This window comes from Streptomyces sp. NPDC055506, from assembly GCF_053643595.1.
Genome location: NZ_JBSHKH010000041.1, coordinates 44941 through 63213, shown reverse-complemented (window position 1 = coordinate 63213; position 18273 = coordinate 44941). Strand labels below are relative to the sequence as shown.

The window sequence follows — 18273 nt, the reverse complement described above, 5'->3', positions numbered from 1 at the left end:
TCTGCGTCGTCTCCAGCGACCAGAAGGCCGACATCTGCCGGGCGATGGGCGCCGACGCGATCATCGACCGCAACGCGGAGGGCTACAAGTTCTGGAAGGACGAGAACACCCAGGACCCCAAGGAGTGGAAGCGCTTCGGCAAGCGCATCCGCGAACTCACCGGCGGCGAGGACATCGACATCGTCTTCGAGCACCCCGGCCGTGAGACCTTCGGCGCCTCGGTCTTCGTCACCCGCAAGGGCGGCACCATCACCACCTGCGCCTCGACCTCGGGCTACATGCACGAGTACGACAACCGCTACCTGTGGATGTCGCTGAAGCGGATCATCGGGTCGCACTTCGCCAACTACCGCGAGGCCTGGGAGGCCAACCGGCTCATCGCGAAGGGCAAGATCCACCCCACCCTGTCGAAGGTGTACTCCCTGGAGGACACCGGCCAGGCCGCCTACGACGTGCACCGCAACCTCCACCAGGGCAAGGTCGGCGTGCTCGCGCTGGCCCCCGAGGAGGGCCTGGGCGTGCGCGATCACGAGAAGCGCGCCAAGCACATCGACGCCATCAACCGCTTCCGGAACATCTGAGGTCGTCCATGACTGAGCGTCAGAAGGACCGGCCGTGGCTCATGCGCACGTACGCCGGTCACTCCACGGCCGAGGCGTCCAACGAGCTGTACCGGCGCAACCTCGCCAAGGGCCAGACAGGTCTGTCGGTGGCGTTCGACCTGCCGACGCAGACCGGCTACGACTCCGACCACATCCTCGCCCGCGGCGAGGTCGGCCGGGTCGGTGTGCCGATCGCGCACCTCGGTGACATGCGCCGGCTGTTCCAGGACATCCCCCTGGAGCAGATGAACACCTCGATGACCATCAACGCCACGGCCATGTGGCTGCTGGCGCTCTACCAGGTCGTCGCCGAGGAGCAGGGTGCGGACATCACCAAGCTCCAGGGCACGACCCAGAACGACATCGTCAAGGAGTACCTGTCCCGCGGAACCCATGTGTTCCCGCCGGGGCCGTCGCTCCGCCTGACGACGGACATGATCGCGTACACGGTCTCCCACATCCCGAAGTGGAACCCGATCAACATCTGCAGCTACCACCTGCAGGAGGCGGGCGCCACGCCGGTGCAGGAGATCGCGTACGCGATGTCCACCGCGATCGCCGTCCTCGACGCCGTGCGCGACTCCGGCCAGGTGCCGCAGGAGCGCATGGGCGACGTCGTCGGCCGTATCTCCTTCTTCGTGAACGCGGGCGTCCGCTTCGTCGAGGAGATGTGCAAGATGCGCGCCTTCGGCCGCATCTGGGACCAGGTCACCCGCGAGCGGTACGGCATCGAGAACCCCAAGCACCGCCGCTTCCGCTACGGCGTCCAGGTCAACTCCCTGGGCCTGACGGAGGCGCAGCCGGAGAACAACGTCCAGCGGATCGTGCTCGAGATGCTGGCCGTGACCCTCTCCAAGGACGCACGCGCGCGTGCCGTGCAGCTCCCCGCCTGGAACGAGGCGCTGGGCCTGCCCCGCCCCTGGGACCAGCAGTGGTCGCTGCGCATCCAGCAGGTGCTGGCGTACGAGAGCGATCTGCTGGAGTACGAGGACATCTTCGACGGCTCGAAGGTGATCGAGGCGAAGGTGGAGGAACTGGTCGAGTCCGCCCTCGCCGAGATCGACCGCATCCAGGAGATGGGCGGCGCGATGGCGGCCGTCGAGTCCGGCTATCTCAAGTCCCAGCTGGTCTCCTCACACGCCGAGCGCCGGGGCCGGATCGAGTCGGGCCAGGAGAAGATCATCGGTGTCAACGCCTTCGAGGGCACCGAACCGAACCCGCTGACCGCCGACCTGGACACCGCGATCCAGACGGTCGACCCGGAGGTCGAGGCCCGCGTCATCGCCTCGCTCCAGCAGTGGCGCGACAACCGCTACCAGCCGCCCTTCAACCACCCGCGCCCCTGCAAGGCGCTGGAGCGGCTGAAGGACGCCGCCCGCGGCACGGAGAACCTCATGGAGGCCACCCTGGAGTGCGCCCGCGCCGGGGCGACGACCGGCGAGTGGGCAGGGGCCCTGCGCGAGGTGTTCGGCGAGTTCCGCGCCCCGACGGGCGTCTCGTCGGCGCCCGTGGCCGTCCCGGTCGAGGAGGGCAGCACGCTGGCCCTGGTCCGCCGCAAGGTGGACGTCACGGCGAAGGACCTGGGCGTGGGCAAGCTGCGCTTCCTGGTCGGCAAGCCGGGCCTGGACGGGCACTCCAACGGCGCGGAGCAGATCGCCGTGCGGGCGCGTGACGCCGGCTTCGAGGTGGTCTACCAGGGCATCCGGCTGACGCCCGAGCAGATCGTGGACGCGGCCATCGACGAGGACGTGCACGCGGTCGGCCTGTCCATCCTGTCCGGCTCGCACGCCCAACTGGTCCCGGACGTCCTCGAACGGCTCCGTGTGGCCGGTGCCACAGATATACCGGTGATCGCCGGTGGCATCATCCCGAATGGTGACGCCGAGCAGCTCAGGCAAGCCGGAGTGGCCGCCGTCTTCACCCCGAAGGACTTCGACATCACCGGAATCATCGGCCGCATCGTCGACGAGATCCGGAAAGCGAACAAGCTCGACCCCCTGGAGGTCCCCGCATGACCACGGTCAACCGCCTTCGCCCCCGGCGTTCCTGCCTGGCGGTACCGGGCTCGAACCCCCGCTTCCTGGAGAAGGCACAGGGCCTCCCGGCCGACCAGGTCTTCCTCGACCTGGAGGACGCGTGCGCCCCGCTCGCCAAGCCCGAGGCGCGGCACACCATCGTCAAGTTCCTCAACGAGGGCGACTGGACGGGCAAGACGCGCGTCGTGCGGGTCAACGACTGGACGACCGAGTGGACGTACCGGGACGTCGTCACGGTCGTCGAGGGCGCCGGCCAGAACCTCGACTGCATCATGCTGCCGAAGGTGCAGACGGCCCAGCAGGTCGTCGCCCTCGACCTGCTGCTGACGCAGATCGAGAAGACGATGGGCTTCGAGGTCGGCAAGATCGGCATCGAGGCGCAGATCGAGAACGCGCAGGGCCTGAACAACGTCAACGAGATCGCGACGGCCTCCTCGCGCGTCGAGACGATCATCTTCGGCCCGGCCGACTTCATGGCCTCCATCAACATGAAGTCGCTGGTCGTGGGCGAGCAGCCGCCCGGCTACCCGGCGGACGCCTACCACTACATCCTGATGAAGATCCTGATGGCGGCCCGCGCCAACAACCTCCAGGCGATCGACGGCCCCTACCTGCAGATCCGCAACATCGACGGCTACCGCGAGGTCGCCCAGCGCGCCGCCGCCCTCGGCTTCGACGGCAAGTGGGTGCTGCACCCGGGCCAGGTCGAGGCGTCCAACGAGATCTTCTCGCCGTCGCAGGAGGACTACGACCACGCCGAGCTGATCCTGGACGCGTACGACTACTACACGTCCGAGGCGGGCGGCAAGAAGGGCTCCGCGATGCTCGGCGACGAGATGATCGACGAGGCCAGCCGCAAGATGGCCCTGGTCGTCTCCGGCAAGGGACGCGCCGCCGGCATGCAGCGCACCAGCAAGTTCGAGATCCCGGAGGCGTGACGGCGATGCAGTTCGGACGCACCTACGAGGAGTTCGAGGTCGGGGCGACGTACAAGCACTGGCCGGGAAAGACGGTCACGGAGTACGACGACCACCTGTTCTGTCTCCTCACGATGAACCACCACCCGCTCCACATGGACACGAACTATGCGGAGCAGACGACGGACTTCGGCAAGAACGTCGTCGTCGGGAACTACATCTACTCGCTGCTGCTGGGCATGAGCGTGCCGGACATCTCCGGCAAGGCCATCGCCAACCTGGAGATCGAGTCGCTCAAGCACGTGGCGCCGACCTTCCACGGTGACACGATCTACGGCCAGACGACCGTGCTGGACAAGTGGCCGTCGAAGTCGAAGAACGACCGCGGCATCGTCTACGTCGAGACCAAGGGCTACAAGCAGGACGGCACGCTGGTCTGCGTGTTCCGCCGCAAGGTCATGGTGCCGACCGAGACGTACATCAAGGAGCGCGGCGGCGAGCAGCCCGGCCGCCCCGAGCTCAAGGAGCAGGAGAAGTAGCCATGGCGCGACTCGCCCAGACCGCCGGTCTGACGGACATCCAGCAGGAGATCCTGTCCACCGTCCGGGACTTCGTGGACAAGGAGATCATCCCGGTCGCGACGGAGCTGGAGCACCGCGACGAGTACCCGCAGCAGATCGTCGACGGGCTGAAGGAGTTGGGCCTGTTCGGCCTGATGATCCCCGAGGAGTACGGGGGCCTGGGCGAGTCGCTCCTGACCTACGCGCTGTGCGTGGAGGAGATCGCCCGCGGGTGGATGTCGGTGTCCGGCATCATCAACACCCACTTCATCGTGGCGTACATGCTCAAGCAGCACGGGACGCAGGAACAGAAGGACCATTTCCTGCCGAGGATGGCGGCGGGCGACATCCGTGGCGCGTTCTCGATGTCGGAGCCGGCCCTCGGCTCGGACGTGTCGGCGATCACGTCGAAGGCGGTGAAGGACGGCGAGGAGTACGTCCTGAACGGCCAGAAGATGTGGCTGACGAACGGCGGAACCTCGTCTCTGGTGGCCGTTCTGGTCCGAAGTGACGAAGGTCACCCCGAGGGCACCGCGCCCCACAAGTCGATGACGACCTTCCTCGTCGAGAAGGAGCCCGGCTTCGGCGAGGTCCGCCCCGGCCTCACCATCCCCGGCAAGATCGACAAGATGGGTTACAAGGGGGTCGACACCACCGAACTCATCATGGATGGCCTGCGGATTCCTGCGGATCGCGTGCTCGGCGGGGTCACCGGCCGTGGTTTCTACCAGATGATGGACGGGGTCGAGGTCGGGCGCGTCAACGTGGCGGCACGTGGCTGCGGCGTCGCTCAGCGTGCGTTCGAACTGGGCGTCCAGTACGCGCAGCAGCGTCACACCTTCGGTAAGCCGATCGCCCAGCACCAGGCGATCCAGTTCAAGCTGGCCGAGATGGCTACCAAGGTCGAGGCCGCGCATGCGATGATGGTGAATGCAGCTCGCAAAAAGGACTCCGGGGAGCGAAACGACCTCGAGGCCGGGATGGCGAAATACCTCGCCTCCGAGTACTGCAAGGAAGTCGTCGAGGACGCCTTCCGGATCCACGGCGGTTACGGGTTCTCCAAGGAGTACGAGATCGAGCGCCTCTACCGTGAGGCGCCGATGCTGCTCATCGGTGAAGGTACCGCCGAGATCCAGAAAATGATCATCGGTCGGCGACTGCTCGAAGAGTATCGATTCCAGGGCTAGATGTCCGGATACGGGGTGTTTTCTTGGAGAAGAAGATCACACCCCGTCAGCACTCTTCAGCCGCCGACTCGGCTGCCTGGCTTACCCAGTTACGGCCCCGAGCCGCTACGATCGCCGGAAAGCCGCCGTCCCCCGTCAGAGTGCGGCCTCATCCGCTACGAAGGTCATCCATGCCCCACAGCCAAACCTCTGCACCACGCGACAGCCGGGCCGGCGTACGCCTCGCGCGCGGAGCATCGCCGTGGCTCCTTCCGACCGTCGCCACCGCAGCCCTCAGCCTGGCCCGTGCCCGCCGCTCCGGCGCCGCCAAGGCCGTCGCCGTTCCCGCCACCGCGCTCGCGGCGGGAATGCTGTGGTTCTTCCGCGACCCCGAGCGCGAGATCACCCAGGGCCGGGTCATCTCGCCCGCCGACGGTGTGGTGCAGAGCATCATGCCGTGGAAGGACGGCCGCACCCGCGTCGCGATCTTCATGAGCCCGCTCAACGTGCACGTCAACCGCGCGCCGCTGGCCGGCACGGTGACGTCGGTCGAGCACATCCCCGGTGGCTTTGTTCCCGCTTTCAACAAGGAGAGCGAGAACAACGAGCGGGTCGTGTGGCACTTCGACACCGAGCTCGGCGACATCGAGATGATCCAGATCGCCGGCGCGGTCGCCCGTCGCATCGTTCCCTACGTGCCCCAGGGCACCAAGGTCGAGCAGGGCGAGCGGATCGGCCTGATCCGCTTCGGCTCGCGTGTTGACCTCTACCTGCCCGAGGGCGTGGAGGTCGCGGTCGAGGTCGGTCAGAAGACCGTGGCTGGGGTGACTCGCATTGACCGTGATTGATCCTGATACCAAGGCCGGCTGGGTCCCGGAGGCCGACGAGGTGGACGAAGAAGAGGAGATGCCCCTCTCTCTTCGCCTCTCGATAGCGGACACCCTGACGCTCGGCAACGCCACGTGCGGCTTCATGGCGGTGTACTTCACCACCACCGGCATCCTGATCCCGCACCTCACGGGCAGCCAGGAGACCGGCATGGCCCGCCACAGCGCGGCCACGGCGGTCATCCTCATGCTCTGCGCGGCGGTCTTCGACCTCTTCGACGGCCTGGTGGCGCGCAAGCTGCGCTCCTCCCCCATGGGCGCGGAGCTGGACAACCTGTCCGACCTGATCAGCTTCGGCCTGGCGCCGGCGTACTTCGTCCTCGTGTACGGCATGGTCGCGGACGACGCGCACCAGCGGGTGGCGGCGGTCGGGGCGATCGTCGTGCTGCTGGCGGTGGTGCTGCGGCTTGCGCGGTTCTCGTGCGTCACGGTCAAGGACGGCACGTTCCAGGGCATGCCGTCGCCGTTCGGGGCGCTGACAGTCGTGTCGATCGTGCTGCTGGAGCTGCCCTTCGTGGCGACGCTGCTGGCGATCCTGGGGACGGCCTGGCTGATGGTGAGCCGGGTCGAGTACCCGAAGCCGCGGGGGCGGCTCGCCGTGGCGATGCTGTCGTGGATCGTGCTGAGCATGGGGCTGCTGGCGGCGTGGGCGTTCGACGCGCCGAGCGGACAGCTGCTGCTGCAGACGGGGTGCGCTCTTCAGCTGGTCATGGGGGCGGTGATTCCGCTGTTCGCGACGGCTCGGCGGGTGAACAACTTCCGTGGCAGCCGACGGGAGGCGCGGGCGGCGCAGCTTCCGTAGCGCCGTAGCGGTTGGATTTCGCTTGGGCCCCGGACCGGGATTCGGTTCGGGGCCCTTTGCTGTGCGGGTTCGACTGTTCGGGTTCGGGGGTGGTCGCTGTCCCTGGGGGCTCCGCCCCCAGTCCCCCGGGCCTATGCCCACCCGCCGCCCGAATCGGTCGGACAGGAGGTGCGGTCGAGGGCGGGGCAGCCGGCGTACTGAGCCCGGCTCGGGTCGGGCAGAGCCCGGCTCGGGTCGGGCAGAGCCCGGCTCGGGTCGGGCAGAGCCCGGATCAGGTCGGGCAGAGCCCGGATCAGGTCGGGCAGAGCCCGGATCAGGTCAGGAAGTCCCTGGCGATGCGTTCTGCCACCCGCTCCAGGATCGGGCCCGCCTCGGCGATGCACTTCGCCACGTCCGGTTCCGCGTCCGTCAGGGGGTAGGCCCGGCGGAAGCCGGACCGGCCCAGGACCTCCGGGGGCAGGGCGAGGCGGCCGCAGACCGCCACGACGTCCTTGCCGGCGGCGCGGGCCGCCGCGGCGACGCCCGCCGGGGCCTTCCCGTGCAGGGTCTGTTCGTCGAGGGAGCCCTCGCCGGTGATCACCAGATCGGCACGGTCCAGCGCGGGCGCGAAGCCCAGGACGTCGAGCATCACCTCGATGCCGGGGCGGAACCGGGCGCCCAGCAGCAGGGCGCCGTAGCCGATGCCGCCCGCCGCCCCCGCGCCGGGCGAGGCGGCGTACTCGGCGGCCTTCGGACCGGCCGGCCCCTCCAGCACCTTCGCGAAGTGCGCGAGGGCGGTGTCCAGGGCCGTCACGTCGTCCGGCGAGGCGCCCTTCTGCGGGCCGTAGACCGCGGGCGCGCCCTTCGGGCCGGTCAGCGGGTTGTCGACGTCGCTGGCGAGGACCAGTTCGACCTCGGTCAGGCGCGGGTCGAGGCCCGACAGATCGGCCGTGGCCAGATCGGCGAGGCCGCCGCCGCCCGGCGGTACCGGCTCGCCGCCGGCGTCCAGGAACCGGGCGCCCAGTGCGGACAGCATTCCGGCGCCGCCGTCCGTGGTGGCGCTGCCGCCGACCCCGAAGACGATCGTGCGGGCACCCGCGTCCAGGGCGGCCCGCAGCAGCTCGCCGGAGCCGTACGTGGACGCCGTGAGCGGGGCGAAGACGCCGGCGGGCAGCCGCTGGAGTCCGCTCGCCTCGGCCATCTCCACGACCGCGGTGCCGTCGCGCAGCGCGAACGCCGCCGTCACCTCACCGCCGAGGGGGCCGGCGACCCGTACCTCCCGGCGCTCGAACCCGGCCGCGACCGCCGCGGCCACGGTGCCGTCGCCGCCGTCGGCCACGGGCAGCGCCTCGACCTCGAGGCGCGGCACGGCCCGGCGGAGCCCGGCCGTCACCCGCTCGGCGACCTCCACGGCCGTCAGCGACCCCTTGAACTTGTCCGCGGCGACGAGCACCCGCTGCGTCGTTCGGGTACCGCTCACTGCAGCGTCCGCCACTTGCACTCCCCTTGCTCTCCGGGCCCTCACGCACGTCAGGGCCAGTCGCGCCGCTGCGACCTTAACCGGAGGACGCCCCGGCCGTCAGCATCTGCCCGACTCCTGGACCGGCGGTCCCCCCTCGGGCGATCCCGCGGAAACGGGTAGACCGTAACCATGACGCTCGTCGACACCGAAGCAGCGCTCGCCGACCGCATCCTCGGCGGCTGGCTGGGCCGTATCGCGGGAAACATGCTCGGCAAACCGGTCGAACAGGGCGAGGTCTGGACCCGTGACCGCATCGACCGCTACCTCAGAAAGGCCGCCGCGCTCCCGCTGACCGACTATCTGCCCGAGCCCACGGGCGACGACGAGACCGCGCTGCGGCCCGAGTGGCGCCAGTGTGTGCGCGGCCGGATCCACGGCAGCTGCCGTGACGACGACGTCGACTACGCGATCCTCGGGCTCCATCTGCTGGAGACCCACGGCTTCGGCTTCAGCACCGAGCAGGTCGGCGACCTGTGGCTGCTGCGGCTGCCGTACCTGCAGACGTTCACCGCCGAGCGGGCCGCGTACCGCAATCTGGCCGACGGGCTCAAGCCGCCGCTGACGGCGACGTACGACAATCCGTATCAGGAGTGGATCGGGGCGCTGATCAGGGCCGACATCTACGGCTGGACCTGCCCGGGCGTGCCGCGCCGGGCCGCCTCGCTGGCCCGGCGGGACGCGGTGCTGTCGCACACCGGCAACGGGGTCTACGGGGCGATGTGGGCGGCGGCGCTGATCTCGGCGGCGTTCACGGCACCCACCGTGCGGCATGCGGTCGACCAGGCCCTGACCGTGATCCCGGCGAGCAGCCGGCTGGCCCGGACGGTGCGCCGGGTGGTCTCCCTGCACGACACCCGGATGACCTGGGAGGACACGCTCACCACGATCGCCGAGGAGACCGTCGGGATGGGCTGGATCCACACCGTTCCGAATGCCGCCGTTCTGACCGCCGGCCTGCTCTACGGGGACGGCGACTTCACGCGCACCATCACCCTGACCGTGCGCGGCGGCCTGGACACCGATTCCAACGGCGCGACCGCGGGTTCGGTGGCGGGCGTGTTCGGCGGGGCGGCCGCCATCCCGGACCACTGGAAAGCGCCGCTGGAGGACACGGTCCGCAGTGCGGTGTTCGGCTTCGACGGGGTGCGGATCAGCGAGCTGGCCGAGCGGACGCTGCGGCTGGCGGAAACCGGCGGCCTGACCGCAGGAAACCGGCCATTCCCGGCCCGATGCGGCGCCGGACCCGTTCTTCCGCTTCCGGATCCGGGGCTCATCGGGGCTCAGTATCGGCCACGGCTTCCTGGCGCTCCGGGTGGTTCCGCTTGAAAACGCTTCCATTCGGCTGATTCCGGCCACTTACTGATCACCCGCCAGTGTCGATCAAACCCGACCGTAAAGTGATCTGGCCATCGACTCAGTCGATCATTTCCAGTCATCCGGTCCGCGTTCTCGCGCCCGACAGAAAGCGTCCGCTTGTCATGTCTCGTCTCAGAACCGCTCTGCGTGCCGCCGCCTCCGCGACCGTCCTGTCCGCCGCCGTGCTCACCGCGCCGCAGGCCGTCGCCGTCGAACAGCCCTCGGTGCCGATCTCGGCGAAGGCCGACGCCGAGACCGTGGCCGTCGCGCAGGCCGACCCGGCTGCCGTCGCGGCCGCGGCCAACGTCTGCGGCACCGGCTACACGCTGAAGAAGGGCATTCCGCTGCCCCTCGGCACCGACCCCGCCGAGCGCCTGGCGACCCTCTTCTCCTACGAGAACGGCGGCAAGGGCTGCGTCATCCTCGACAACAACGTCGGCAAGGCGCAGTACATGTACGTGCAGGTCTGCAAGGTGGGCAACACGTCCTGCGACCCGGACTCGGGCAACTTCAGCGAGTACGCGGGCCCGGTGCGCGTCTCCAGCTTCGCCTGCGCCCCGGTGACCGCCAAGATGGGCTCGACCTCCAGCAGCCTCTACATCAACTACAAGTCCGACCGGATCTTCCCCTGCGGCTGAGCCGGCATCCGGTGGTTACCCTGCCCCAATGACCACCTCTGCTGACTTCGCCGCTTACATCGCGTCCCTGCCCCGCGTCCTGGCCGGCGCTGCCGCGCTGTTCCGGGACGGCGAGGGCAGGGTCCTGCTCGTCGAGCCCAACTACCGGGACGGCTGGACGCTGCCCGGCGGCACGATCGAGTCCGACGCCGGCGAGACCCCGCGGCAGGGTGCACGGCGCGAGACGGCCGAGGAGATCGGCCTGGACCGTGAGCTCGGCCCGCTGCTGGCGGTGGACTGGGTGCACGGCCCGGGGCGTCCGCCGCTGGTGGCGTATCTGTACGACGGCGGGGTGCTCGGCGAGGACACCCTCAAGACGATCCGCCTCCAGGAGGAGGAACTGCTGTCCTGGCGCCTCGTACCGCGCGAGGAGCTGACCGAGTACCTGCCGGGCGCCCTCGGCCGCCGCGTCCTCACCGCCCTGGACGTCCTGGCGGACGGCTCGGGCACGGCGGAGCTGGAGAACGGCGACCGGGTCGGCTGACGGGGCGGTGGGTCTCGGTCGCGCCACCTGATCAATCGTCAGGTCAGTGGCGTTCGCGACCGCCCCACGTCGGATATCCGTTCGCTCCGAGTGGCCCTGCGTCCTACCCTCGGATCATGGCCAAGCCCCTCGTCGCCCTGCTCACCGGTGCCGGTATCAGCACCGACTCCGGGATCCCGGACTACCGCGGTCCGAACGGGCTGTGGCGGCGCGATCCGGAGGCCGAGAAGCTCGTGACGTACGAGTACTACATGGGCGATCCGGAGATCCGGCGGCGGTCGTGGCAGATGCGGCGCAAGAACCGGACGCTGCTCGCCGAGCCCAATGCCGCCCACCGGGCCATCGCCGACCTGGAGGGGTCAGGGGTGCCGGTGCGGGTGATCACGCAGAACGTGGACGGGCTGCACCAGCTCGCCGGGATGCCCGCCCGCAAGGTCCTCGAACTGCACGGCACAGCACGGAGTTTCGTATGCACCGGCTGCCACGCCCGCGGCCCGATGGAGGACGCGCTGGCACGGGTCGAGGCCGGTGAGGCGGATCCGCAGTGCCTGGAGTGCGGCGGTGTCCTGAAGTCGGCGACGGTGATGTTCGGCCAGCGGCTCGACCCCGTCGTCCTCGGCGAGGCGGCCGCCATCAGCAAGGCCTGCCAGGTGTTCATCGCCGTCGGCACAAGCCTCCAGGTCCAGCCCGCCGCCGGCCTCGCCGGTGTCGCCGCCGACCACGGCGCCCGTCTGATCATCGTCAACGCCGAGCCGACGCCGTACGACGAGCGCGCCGACGAGATCGTGCGGGAACCCATCGGAACGGCCCTGCCCGAGCTGTTGCGCCGCCTCGGCGACGCCGCCTAGAACAGCGCGGCCCCGCTCTCGAACGCCAGCAGTCGGCGTTTGCGGTCCAGGCCGCCGCCGTAGCCCGTGAGGCTGCCGTTCGCGCCGAGGACGCGGTGGCAGGGGACGATGATGCCGACGGGGTTGCGGCCGTTGGCGAGGCCGACCGCTCGGGAGGCGGTGGGGGTGCCGAGGGTGGCGGCGAGTTCGCCGTAGGTGCGGGTCTCGCCGTAGGGGATGCGGCTCAGTTGCTCCCAGACGGTGCGCTGGAACGGGGTGCCCGTCAGGCGGAGTTCGACGGTGAACTCCTTGAGCTCGCCCGCGAAGTACGCCTCGAGTTGTTCCTCCGCCTCCGCGAACAGGGTGTCGTCGCGGGTGCCGAAGGTCTCCTCCGGCGGGCGGTGGCGCTGGTCGGTCATATAGAGGCCGCACAGGACGCCGTCGTCGGCGACGAGGGTGAGGGGGCCGTAGGGGCTGTCGGTCACGGTGTGGTGCTTCATCGAACGTCCTTATACCGGGAGGAAGTTGATCGGGTGGCTGTCCGTCGCCCAGAGGTACTGGACGGCGTAGGCCCGCCAGGGGCGCCAGGCGGCCGCGCGTGCGGTGAGCGCCGCGGGCGTGGAGGGCAGGCCGAGTTCCTTCGCGGCGCGGCGGATGCCGAGGTCGGTGGGGAGGAAGGCGTCCGGGTCGCCGAGTGCGCGCATGGCGATGACGTCGGCCGTCCAGGGGCCGAAGCCGGGCAGGGCGAGGAGCTGGGCGCGGCTGCGCGGCCAGTCGCTCTCCACTCCCAGGTGGAGTTCGCCGTCGGCGAGTTGCCGGACCAGGGTGGTGAAGGTGGTGCGGCGGCTGCGGGGCATCGCCAGCGACTCGGGGTCCAGTGCCGCGAGGGCCTCGGGCGCCGGGAAGAGATGGGTGAGGCCGCCCTCGGGGTCGTCGACCGGTTCGCCGTGCGCGGTGACCAGGCGGGCCGCGTGGGTGCGGGCGGCGGCAGTGGAGACCTGCTGGCCGAGCACGGCCCGGACGGCGAACTCGGCCTCGTCCACCGTGCGCGGGACACGCCGGCCGGGTGCCTTGTCGACCAGCGGTGCGAGTGCCGGGTCGGTGCGCAGCTGGTCGTCGATCGCGACCGGGTCGGCGTCCAGGTCGAGCAGGCGGCGGCAGCGGCTGATGGCGACGGTCAGATCGCGCAGGTCGCTGAGGGTGAGGCGGCAGGCGATGTGGTCGGGGGTGGGAGTCAGCGCCACGATGCCGTGGCCGTACGGGAGGCGCAGGGTGCGGCGGTAGGAGCCGTCGCGCCACTCCTCCACCCCGGGTACGGCCGTCGCGGCGAGGTGGCCGAAGAGGTTGTCGGGGTTGAGCGGGGTCCGGAAGGGCAGCCGCAGGGCGAGCGCGCCTGGCGTGCTCGTGCCCTGTCGCTTCGGGGCGCGGGTGCGCAGCTCGCTCGGGGACAGGGCGAAGACCTCGCGGACGGTGTCGTTGAAGGTGCGGATCGAGGCGAAGCCGGCGGCGAAGGCGAGCTGCGCCATCGGCAGGGTCGTCGTCTCGATGAGCACCCGGGCCGTCTGGGCGCGCTGTGCCCGGGCGAGCGCGAGAGGGCCCGCGCCCAGTTCCGCGAGCAGCTGGCGCTCGACCTGCCGGGTGCTGTAGCCGAGCCGTCCGGCGAGACCCGGCACGCCCTCGCGGTCCACGACGCCGTCGGCGATCAGCCGCATGGCGCGGGCCACCAGGTCGGCCCGCTGGTTCCACTCCGGGGAGCCGGGGCTGGTGTCGGGCCGGCAGCGCTTGCAGGCCCGGAACCCGGCCTGCTGGCAGGCCGCGGCGCTCGGGTGGAAGACCATGTTCTCCGGCTTGGGCGGCACGACCGGACAGCTTGGACGGCAGTAGATGCGGGTCGTCAGGACGGCCGTGAAGAACCAGCCGTCGAAGCGCGCGTCCTTGGACTGGACGGCGCGTACGCAACGCTCGGTGTCGGTGTGCATCCCCATCTGCATACGTCCAGCATCCGTCACCGCCAGGCGGCGGGTCTGGCGAGAATCCGACATCGACCTGCCCGGACCGGGACAGATGAAGATTCATTCATGTGTTCGTGTGTGCCCGGTACGATGACGTCATGGGTCATGGAGCCGTCACCACCGCGCAGGACGCCGGCGAGCGCGTACGCCTGGACGCGGACAACGTCGCGAAGGTGGCCACCACGCTCCAGGCCCTGTCCACACCCTCCCGTCTGCTGATCCTCGCGCGGCTGCGGGAAGGCCCGCTGCCGGCCACCGAGTTGGCGGCCGAGGTGGGCATGGAGCAGTCGGCCTGCTCGCACCAGCTGCGGCTGCTGCGCAATCTTGGCCTGGTGGTGGGCGAGCGGCGGGGCCGTTCGGTCGTGTACGCGCTGCACGACCACCATGTCGCCGAGCTGCTCGACCAGGCCGTGTACCACGTGGAGCATCTGCGCCTGGGGATCAGCGACACCGCCGACTGAGGCGGCGGCGCCGCTGTCCCACCGTGCGTGCTATTCGGTCGCCGTCGGACGGCGTGAGGCGTCCATCGCCTCACTCACCCGCGTCAGCGGACGCAGCCGGTAGGTGAACGCGTAGTCGCGGTCGGCGAGCAGCTTGAACTCGTCGTGCGTGTGCGCGCCCCAGCTGTTGTCGCCGCCCACGCCCATCTGGCGGTGGTTGATCCGCAGGACCACCGCGTCCCGCGGGGTGAGCTGGTAGTCGTGGCGGGCGCCGACCGACAGGTCCTCCGGGGTGAAGCGCGAGGCATTGATCTCCAGCAGCGGCTCGGCGGAGACGAGCAGTCCGCGTCCGCCGCCGTCCGTCAGGGCGGCCCAGCGGACGTCGGTCTTGTTGCCGTTCTCCTGGGGGCGCAGATAGGAGGTCCACTGCCCGGAGACGGTGCCGGAGTACAGGCCCACGTCGGTGCTGTTGTTGCGGTCCCACATGTTCTCCTCGGGGCCACGGCCGTAGTAGTGCAGCCGGTCAAGACGGCGAGGCAGGAACAGCAGGGTGCCGACCTCGGGGATGTACGGCAGGTTCGAGGCGCCCGGGTGCAGGGTGTTGTCGACCTTGATCTCACCGTTGCCGAAGACCGTGTACGTGGTGGAGTACGTGGACTCCGTGCCGGTGGGCAGTGTGCCGGTGACCGTGACCTCCACGGCCCGGTCGCCCAGGGGCCGCACCCGTACGTCCGCCACCTTCCGCTTCGCCCCGGCGTCGCGCCAGGTCTGGTTGCGGGTGTGGTGGCCGTTGCCCCGGTCGTTGTCGGTGGGCGCCCGCCAGAAGTTCGGGACGGGGCCGGAGGTGATCAAAGGCGTGCCGGCCGCCTCGTAGGAGGTGATGGTGCCGGTGCTCTTGTCGAAGGTGACCGAGAAGTTCCCGCCCTTCACCGAGAGGGTCTTGTCCCCGTCCGTGTGGCGCAGGGCGGGCACGCCGGCGAGCGGGGCCGGCTTCACCGCCGGGCCGCCCGCGTCGAGGGCCAGTTGCTGCTTGGCGACCTCGAAGCCCGCCTTGGCCCACTTGGTGCGTTCCTTGGTGGTGAAGGAGAGCTGGAGGAAGTACTCCGTGCCCGGCTCGGGCTTCGCCGGCAGCCGCACCGGCACCTTGATGTCCTTGGCGGTCAGCGGTCCCACATCGAGCTGGTCGCGGGTCAGCCGGCCGCGCTGGACGACCTTGCCGTCGGCGACGAGGGACCAATGCCCGTCGAACTCGCGGAGGTTGGTGAACAGGTACTCGTTGGTGAGCTTGACGGCGCCGGGTCCGCCCGAGGCCGGGGCGGCGTTGATCGCCTGGTAGATCTGCTTGACCTCGGCGGCCTTGCCGGTGTGGCCGCGGTCGGCGGTGACGATGCCGTCGCCGGAGAAGGCGCCGTCGTTGGGGTTGTCGCCCCAGTCGCCGCCGTAGGCGTAGAAGGTCTTGTCGCGCGGGCGCTTCTCGGTGAGCCCGACGGTGGCGGCGTCGAACCAGAACCGTACGCCCTCGTCGTCCGGGCCGCGGTCGTCCGAGGCCAGCTCCGCCGCGCTCAGCGGGCGGGCGTACACGCGAGCGCGCCGGATGGTGCCGCTGAACTCCCGGGTCGGGTTGTCGACGTCGGTGGCGAGCGCCAGGGACGCCGTGTTGTCGCTGGGGCGCCGAGTGGTCGTGCGGGTGCCGCGCACCGAGCCGTCGACGTACAGGGTGAGCGTCCCCGCGTCCGCGTCGAAGACACCGGCGATGTGGTGCTCCTTGCCCGTCCAGTCGTCGGGCAGGGCCCAGCTCGCGGTGACCCACTGGCCGCCGCCGTGAATGAAGAACTCCAGCGTCCTGTCGGACTGCTTGAGGGCGTACTGGGTGTCGCCCTTGGCGATGATGGGCTGGTGATAGCCCGTCACGTGCGGGGTGACCCAGGCCTCCAGCGTGAGGGAGCCGGTGAGGTCGAGGCGGGCGTCGCGGGGGAAGACGGTGCCGCCAAAGACGCCCTTGGCACGGTCGAAGGTGCCGGCGGGCGCCATGATCTCGCCGCGCAGGGCGCCCGGGCCGGACTCGGTCAGCAGCTTGCGCGTCGGGGTGGGCCAGCTCAGGGCCTGGTCGACGAAGTCCCAGATCCAGCCGCCCTGGAGGACGTCGTAGCGGCGGACGATGTCCCAGTACTTCTTGAAGTTGCCGTTGGAGTTCCCCATGCCGTGGGAGTACTCGACCATCACGTACGGCCGTTTGTCGTTCGTGTCCTTGGCGCGGGCCTCGACGCGCTGCGGGCTGTCGTACATCTCGGAGCGGATGTCGCTGATGCCCGGGCGGTCGTCGCCCTCGTACTGGATGACGCGGGTGGGGTCGTAGCCGCGGATCCAGTCGTACATGGCGTTGAAGGTGGTGCCGCCGCCCGCCTCGTTGCCGAGGGACCAGATGACCACCGAGGCGTGGTTCTTGTCGCGGTGGACCATGTTCTGGGCGCGGACCACGCACGCTTCGGTCCACTCGGGGTGGCCGCTTCCGGGGAACTTGTCCCGGATGCCGTGGGTCTCGAGGTTGGTCTCGTCCACGAGGTACAGGCCGTACTCGTCGGCGAGCTCCAGCCACAGCGGGCTGTTGGGGTAGTGCGAGGTGCGGACACTGTTGATGTTGAGGCGCTTGATGATCTCGATGTCCTCGATCATCTGGGCCCTGGTGAGCGCCGAGCCGGTGACGGGGTGCATCTCGTGCCGGTTGGTGCCGCGGAAGGAGACCGGCTTGCCGTTGATGCGCATCAGGCCGTCCTTGAGCGCGAACTCGCGGAAGCCGACCCGGTGCGAGAGGGTCTCGACCACCCTGCCGGCCGGGTCGCGCAGCCGCAGCACCGCGGTGTAGAGGTCCGGGTGCTCGGCCGACCAAAGTTTCGGCGAGGGGACGGCTCTGGACGCCTCGGCGGTGGCCTCGTCGCCGGCCGGGACGTCGACGGGCTGCTTCAGCGGCCGGGGCCAGACGGCGTGGCCGCGCGCGTCGTAGAGCTGGGTCTCGACGGTGTAGCGGCCCGCGCCCTCGCCGCCGTAGTCGCGGACGTGTGCGGTGACCTTGAGGTCGGCGGAGGCGTAGTCGTCGCCGAGCGGGGTGTCCAGTTTGAAGTCGCGCAGGTGCACGGAGGGCGTGGAGTACAGGTGGACCGAGCGGAAGATGCCGCTCAGCCGGATCATGTCCTGGTCCTCGAGCCACTCGGCGTCGGAGTAGCGGTACACCTCGACGGCGATCTGGTTGGTGCCCGGCTTGAGGTGGCGGGTGATGTCGTACTCGGCGGAGGTGTAGGAGTCCTCGTGGTATCCGGCCAGCTCGCCGTTGATCCACACGTAGTGGGCGGACTTGACGCCCTCGAAGTGCAGGAAGGTGCGCCGGCCCGACCAGTTCTTCGGGACCGTGAACGTACGGCGGTACTGGCCGACGGGGTTGTAGCGGGTCGGGGCGGCCGGCGGCTGGGCGTCCTCGCCGCCGCCGTTGGGGCCCCACCAGGGGTAGGTGATGTTGATGTAGATCGGGAAGTCGTAGCCCTGCAACTGCCAGGCGGAGGGCACCGGGATGGTGTCCCAGCCGGAGTCGTCGAGGTCGGTGCGGTAGAAGTCGGTGTCCCGGTCGTCGGGCCGGTCGGCGTAGGCGAACTTCCACTTGCCGTCGAGGCTCTGCCGGTACGGCGAGCGCGTGCGGTCGGCGTCCAGTGCCTGCCCGAGGTCCGCGTACGGCATCAGCGTGGTGTGCGGTGGCTCGGTGCCCACCCGGTACACGGCCAGTCCGTCGTTCCACTCCGGAGGGCCGTCCGCCGCCGGGCGCCGGCCGGCCGCGTGCGCTGCGGTGGGCGACGCCGAGAGGGCGAGCGCGCCGAGCACGGCGGCGCCCCCTTCGAGCAGCCGGCGGCGGCTGACTACGGGCCGGTCGGCGGGGGACGGGAGCTGGTGCGGGTGCGGCATGACCGTGGCCTTCCTCGGTTCGACAGGTGCGGTGCTGCACGGACTGAGGGCACGTCAG

Annotated in this window: 16 protein-coding genes; 12 read left to right on the top strand and 4 right to left on the bottom strand. The window is 70.0% G+C overall.

Annotation, left to right across the window (positions count from 1 at the left end):
* From ACWIF2_RS18020 to pssA, 7 genes are all read left to right on the top strand, one after another.
* On the top strand, positions 1-581 hold a 581-nt coding region (locus tag ACWIF2_RS18020), incomplete at its 5' end, for a zinc-binding dehydrogenase (protein WP_454361463.1).
* Between the two features lie 8 nt (positions 582-589).
* Positions 590-2617 carry a protein meaA gene (locus ACWIF2_RS18015; protein ID WP_454361461.1) on the top strand — a complete coding sequence of 676 codons (2028 nt, stop codon included), beginning with the start codon at positions 590-592 and terminating at the stop codon, positions 2615-2617.
* Entirely contained in the window at positions 2614-3576 is a 963-nt protein-coding gene (locus tag ACWIF2_RS18010) for an HpcH/HpaI aldolase/citrate lyase family protein (protein ID WP_454361459.1), read from the top strand. Before ACWIF2_RS18015 ends, ACWIF2_RS18010 begins: the two co-directional genes overlap by 4 nt.
* Before the next feature lie 5 nt (positions 3577-3581).
* A complete protein-coding gene (locus ACWIF2_RS18005; RefSeq protein WP_454361457.1) occupies positions 3582-4094 on the top strand; it encodes a MaoC family dehydratase in 513 nt (170 codons plus the stop codon).
* A gap of 2 nt (positions 4095-4096) precedes the next feature.
* Complete coding sequence (locus ACWIF2_RS18000) at positions 4097-5302, top strand: acyl-CoA dehydrogenase family protein (protein ID WP_364427670.1); 1206 nt, start codon at positions 4097-4099, stop codon at positions 5300-5302.
* A gap of 170 nt (positions 5303-5472) precedes the next feature.
* The gene (locus ACWIF2_RS17995) at positions 5473-6129 is read left to right on the top strand and encodes a phosphatidylserine decarboxylase (protein WP_003994082.1); all 657 of its coding nucleotides are present in this window, start codon (positions 5473-5475) and stop codon (positions 6127-6129) included.
* 58 nt (positions 6130-6187) lie between these two features.
* Positions 6188-6970, top strand: a complete 783-nt coding sequence (pssA, locus tag ACWIF2_RS17990; RefSeq protein WP_454361467.1) for a CDP-diacylglycerol--serine O-phosphatidyltransferase — start codon at positions 6188-6190, stop codon at positions 6968-6970.
* A 313-nt stretch (positions 6971-7283) separates the two neighbouring features.
* On the opposite strand, the gene ACWIF2_RS17985 is transcribed toward pssA, so the two are convergent.
* Positions 7284-8402 (bottom strand): glycerate kinase, encoded by a 1119-nt coding sequence (locus tag ACWIF2_RS17985; protein ID WP_454361465.1) that lies wholly within the window; start codon positions 8400-8402, stop codon positions 7284-7286.
* Positions 8403-8600: 198 nt separating this feature from the next.
* On the opposite strand from ACWIF2_RS17985, the gene ACWIF2_RS17980 reads away from it, so the two are divergent.
* The 4 genes from ACWIF2_RS17980 (at position 8601) to ACWIF2_RS17965 (ending at position 11836) form a co-directional block, all read left to right on the top strand.
* Positions 8601-9797: an ADP-ribosylglycohydrolase family protein gene (locus tag ACWIF2_RS17980; protein WP_454361455.1), complete on the top strand. Its 1197-nt coding sequence runs from the start codon at positions 8601-8603 to the stop codon at positions 9795-9797.
* Between the two features lie 152 nt (positions 9798-9949).
* Positions 9950-10465, top strand: coding sequence for a hypothetical protein (locus ACWIF2_RS17975; protein WP_454361453.1), 516 nt, complete (start codon positions 9950-9952; stop codon positions 10463-10465).
* 28 nt (positions 10466-10493) lie between these two features.
* Positions 10494-10988 (top strand): NUDIX domain-containing protein, encoded by a 495-nt coding sequence (locus ACWIF2_RS17970; protein ID WP_454361452.1) that lies wholly within the window; start codon positions 10494-10496, stop codon positions 10986-10988.
* Positions 10989-11104: 116 nt separating this feature from the next.
* Entirely contained in the window at positions 11105-11836 is a 732-nt protein-coding gene (locus ACWIF2_RS17965; RefSeq protein WP_454361450.1) for an SIR2 family NAD-dependent protein deacylase, read from the top strand.
* Here the strand turns inward: ACWIF2_RS17965 and ACWIF2_RS17960 are convergent.
* Entirely contained in the window at positions 11833-12315 is a 483-nt protein-coding gene (locus ACWIF2_RS17960) for a methylated-DNA--[protein]-cysteine S-methyltransferase (RefSeq protein ID WP_454361448.1), read from the bottom strand. The genes ACWIF2_RS17965 and ACWIF2_RS17960 overlap by 4 nt on opposite strands.
* Before the next feature lie 9 nt (positions 12316-12324).
* Positions 12325-13794: an AlkA N-terminal domain-containing protein gene (locus ACWIF2_RS17955; RefSeq protein ID WP_454361446.1), complete on the bottom strand. Its 1470-nt coding sequence runs from the start codon at positions 13792-13794 to the stop codon at positions 12325-12327.
* 131 nt (positions 13795-13925) lie between these two features.
* Here ACWIF2_RS17955 and ACWIF2_RS17950 point away from each other — a divergent pair, with 131 nt between their 5' ends.
* Complete coding sequence (locus ACWIF2_RS17950; RefSeq protein ID WP_454361444.1) at positions 13926-14288, top strand: ArsR/SmtB family transcription factor; 363 nt, start codon at positions 13926-13928, stop codon at positions 14286-14288.
* Between the two features lie 30 nt (positions 14289-14318).
* On the opposite strand, the gene ACWIF2_RS17945 is transcribed toward ACWIF2_RS17950, so the two are convergent.
* The gene (locus ACWIF2_RS17945; protein WP_454361442.1) at positions 14319-18215 is read right to left on the bottom strand and encodes a glycoside hydrolase family 2 TIM barrel-domain containing protein; all 3897 of its coding nucleotides are present in this window, start codon (positions 18213-18215) and stop codon (positions 14319-14321) included.
* Between the last annotated feature and the right edge of the window lie 58 nt (positions 18216-18273).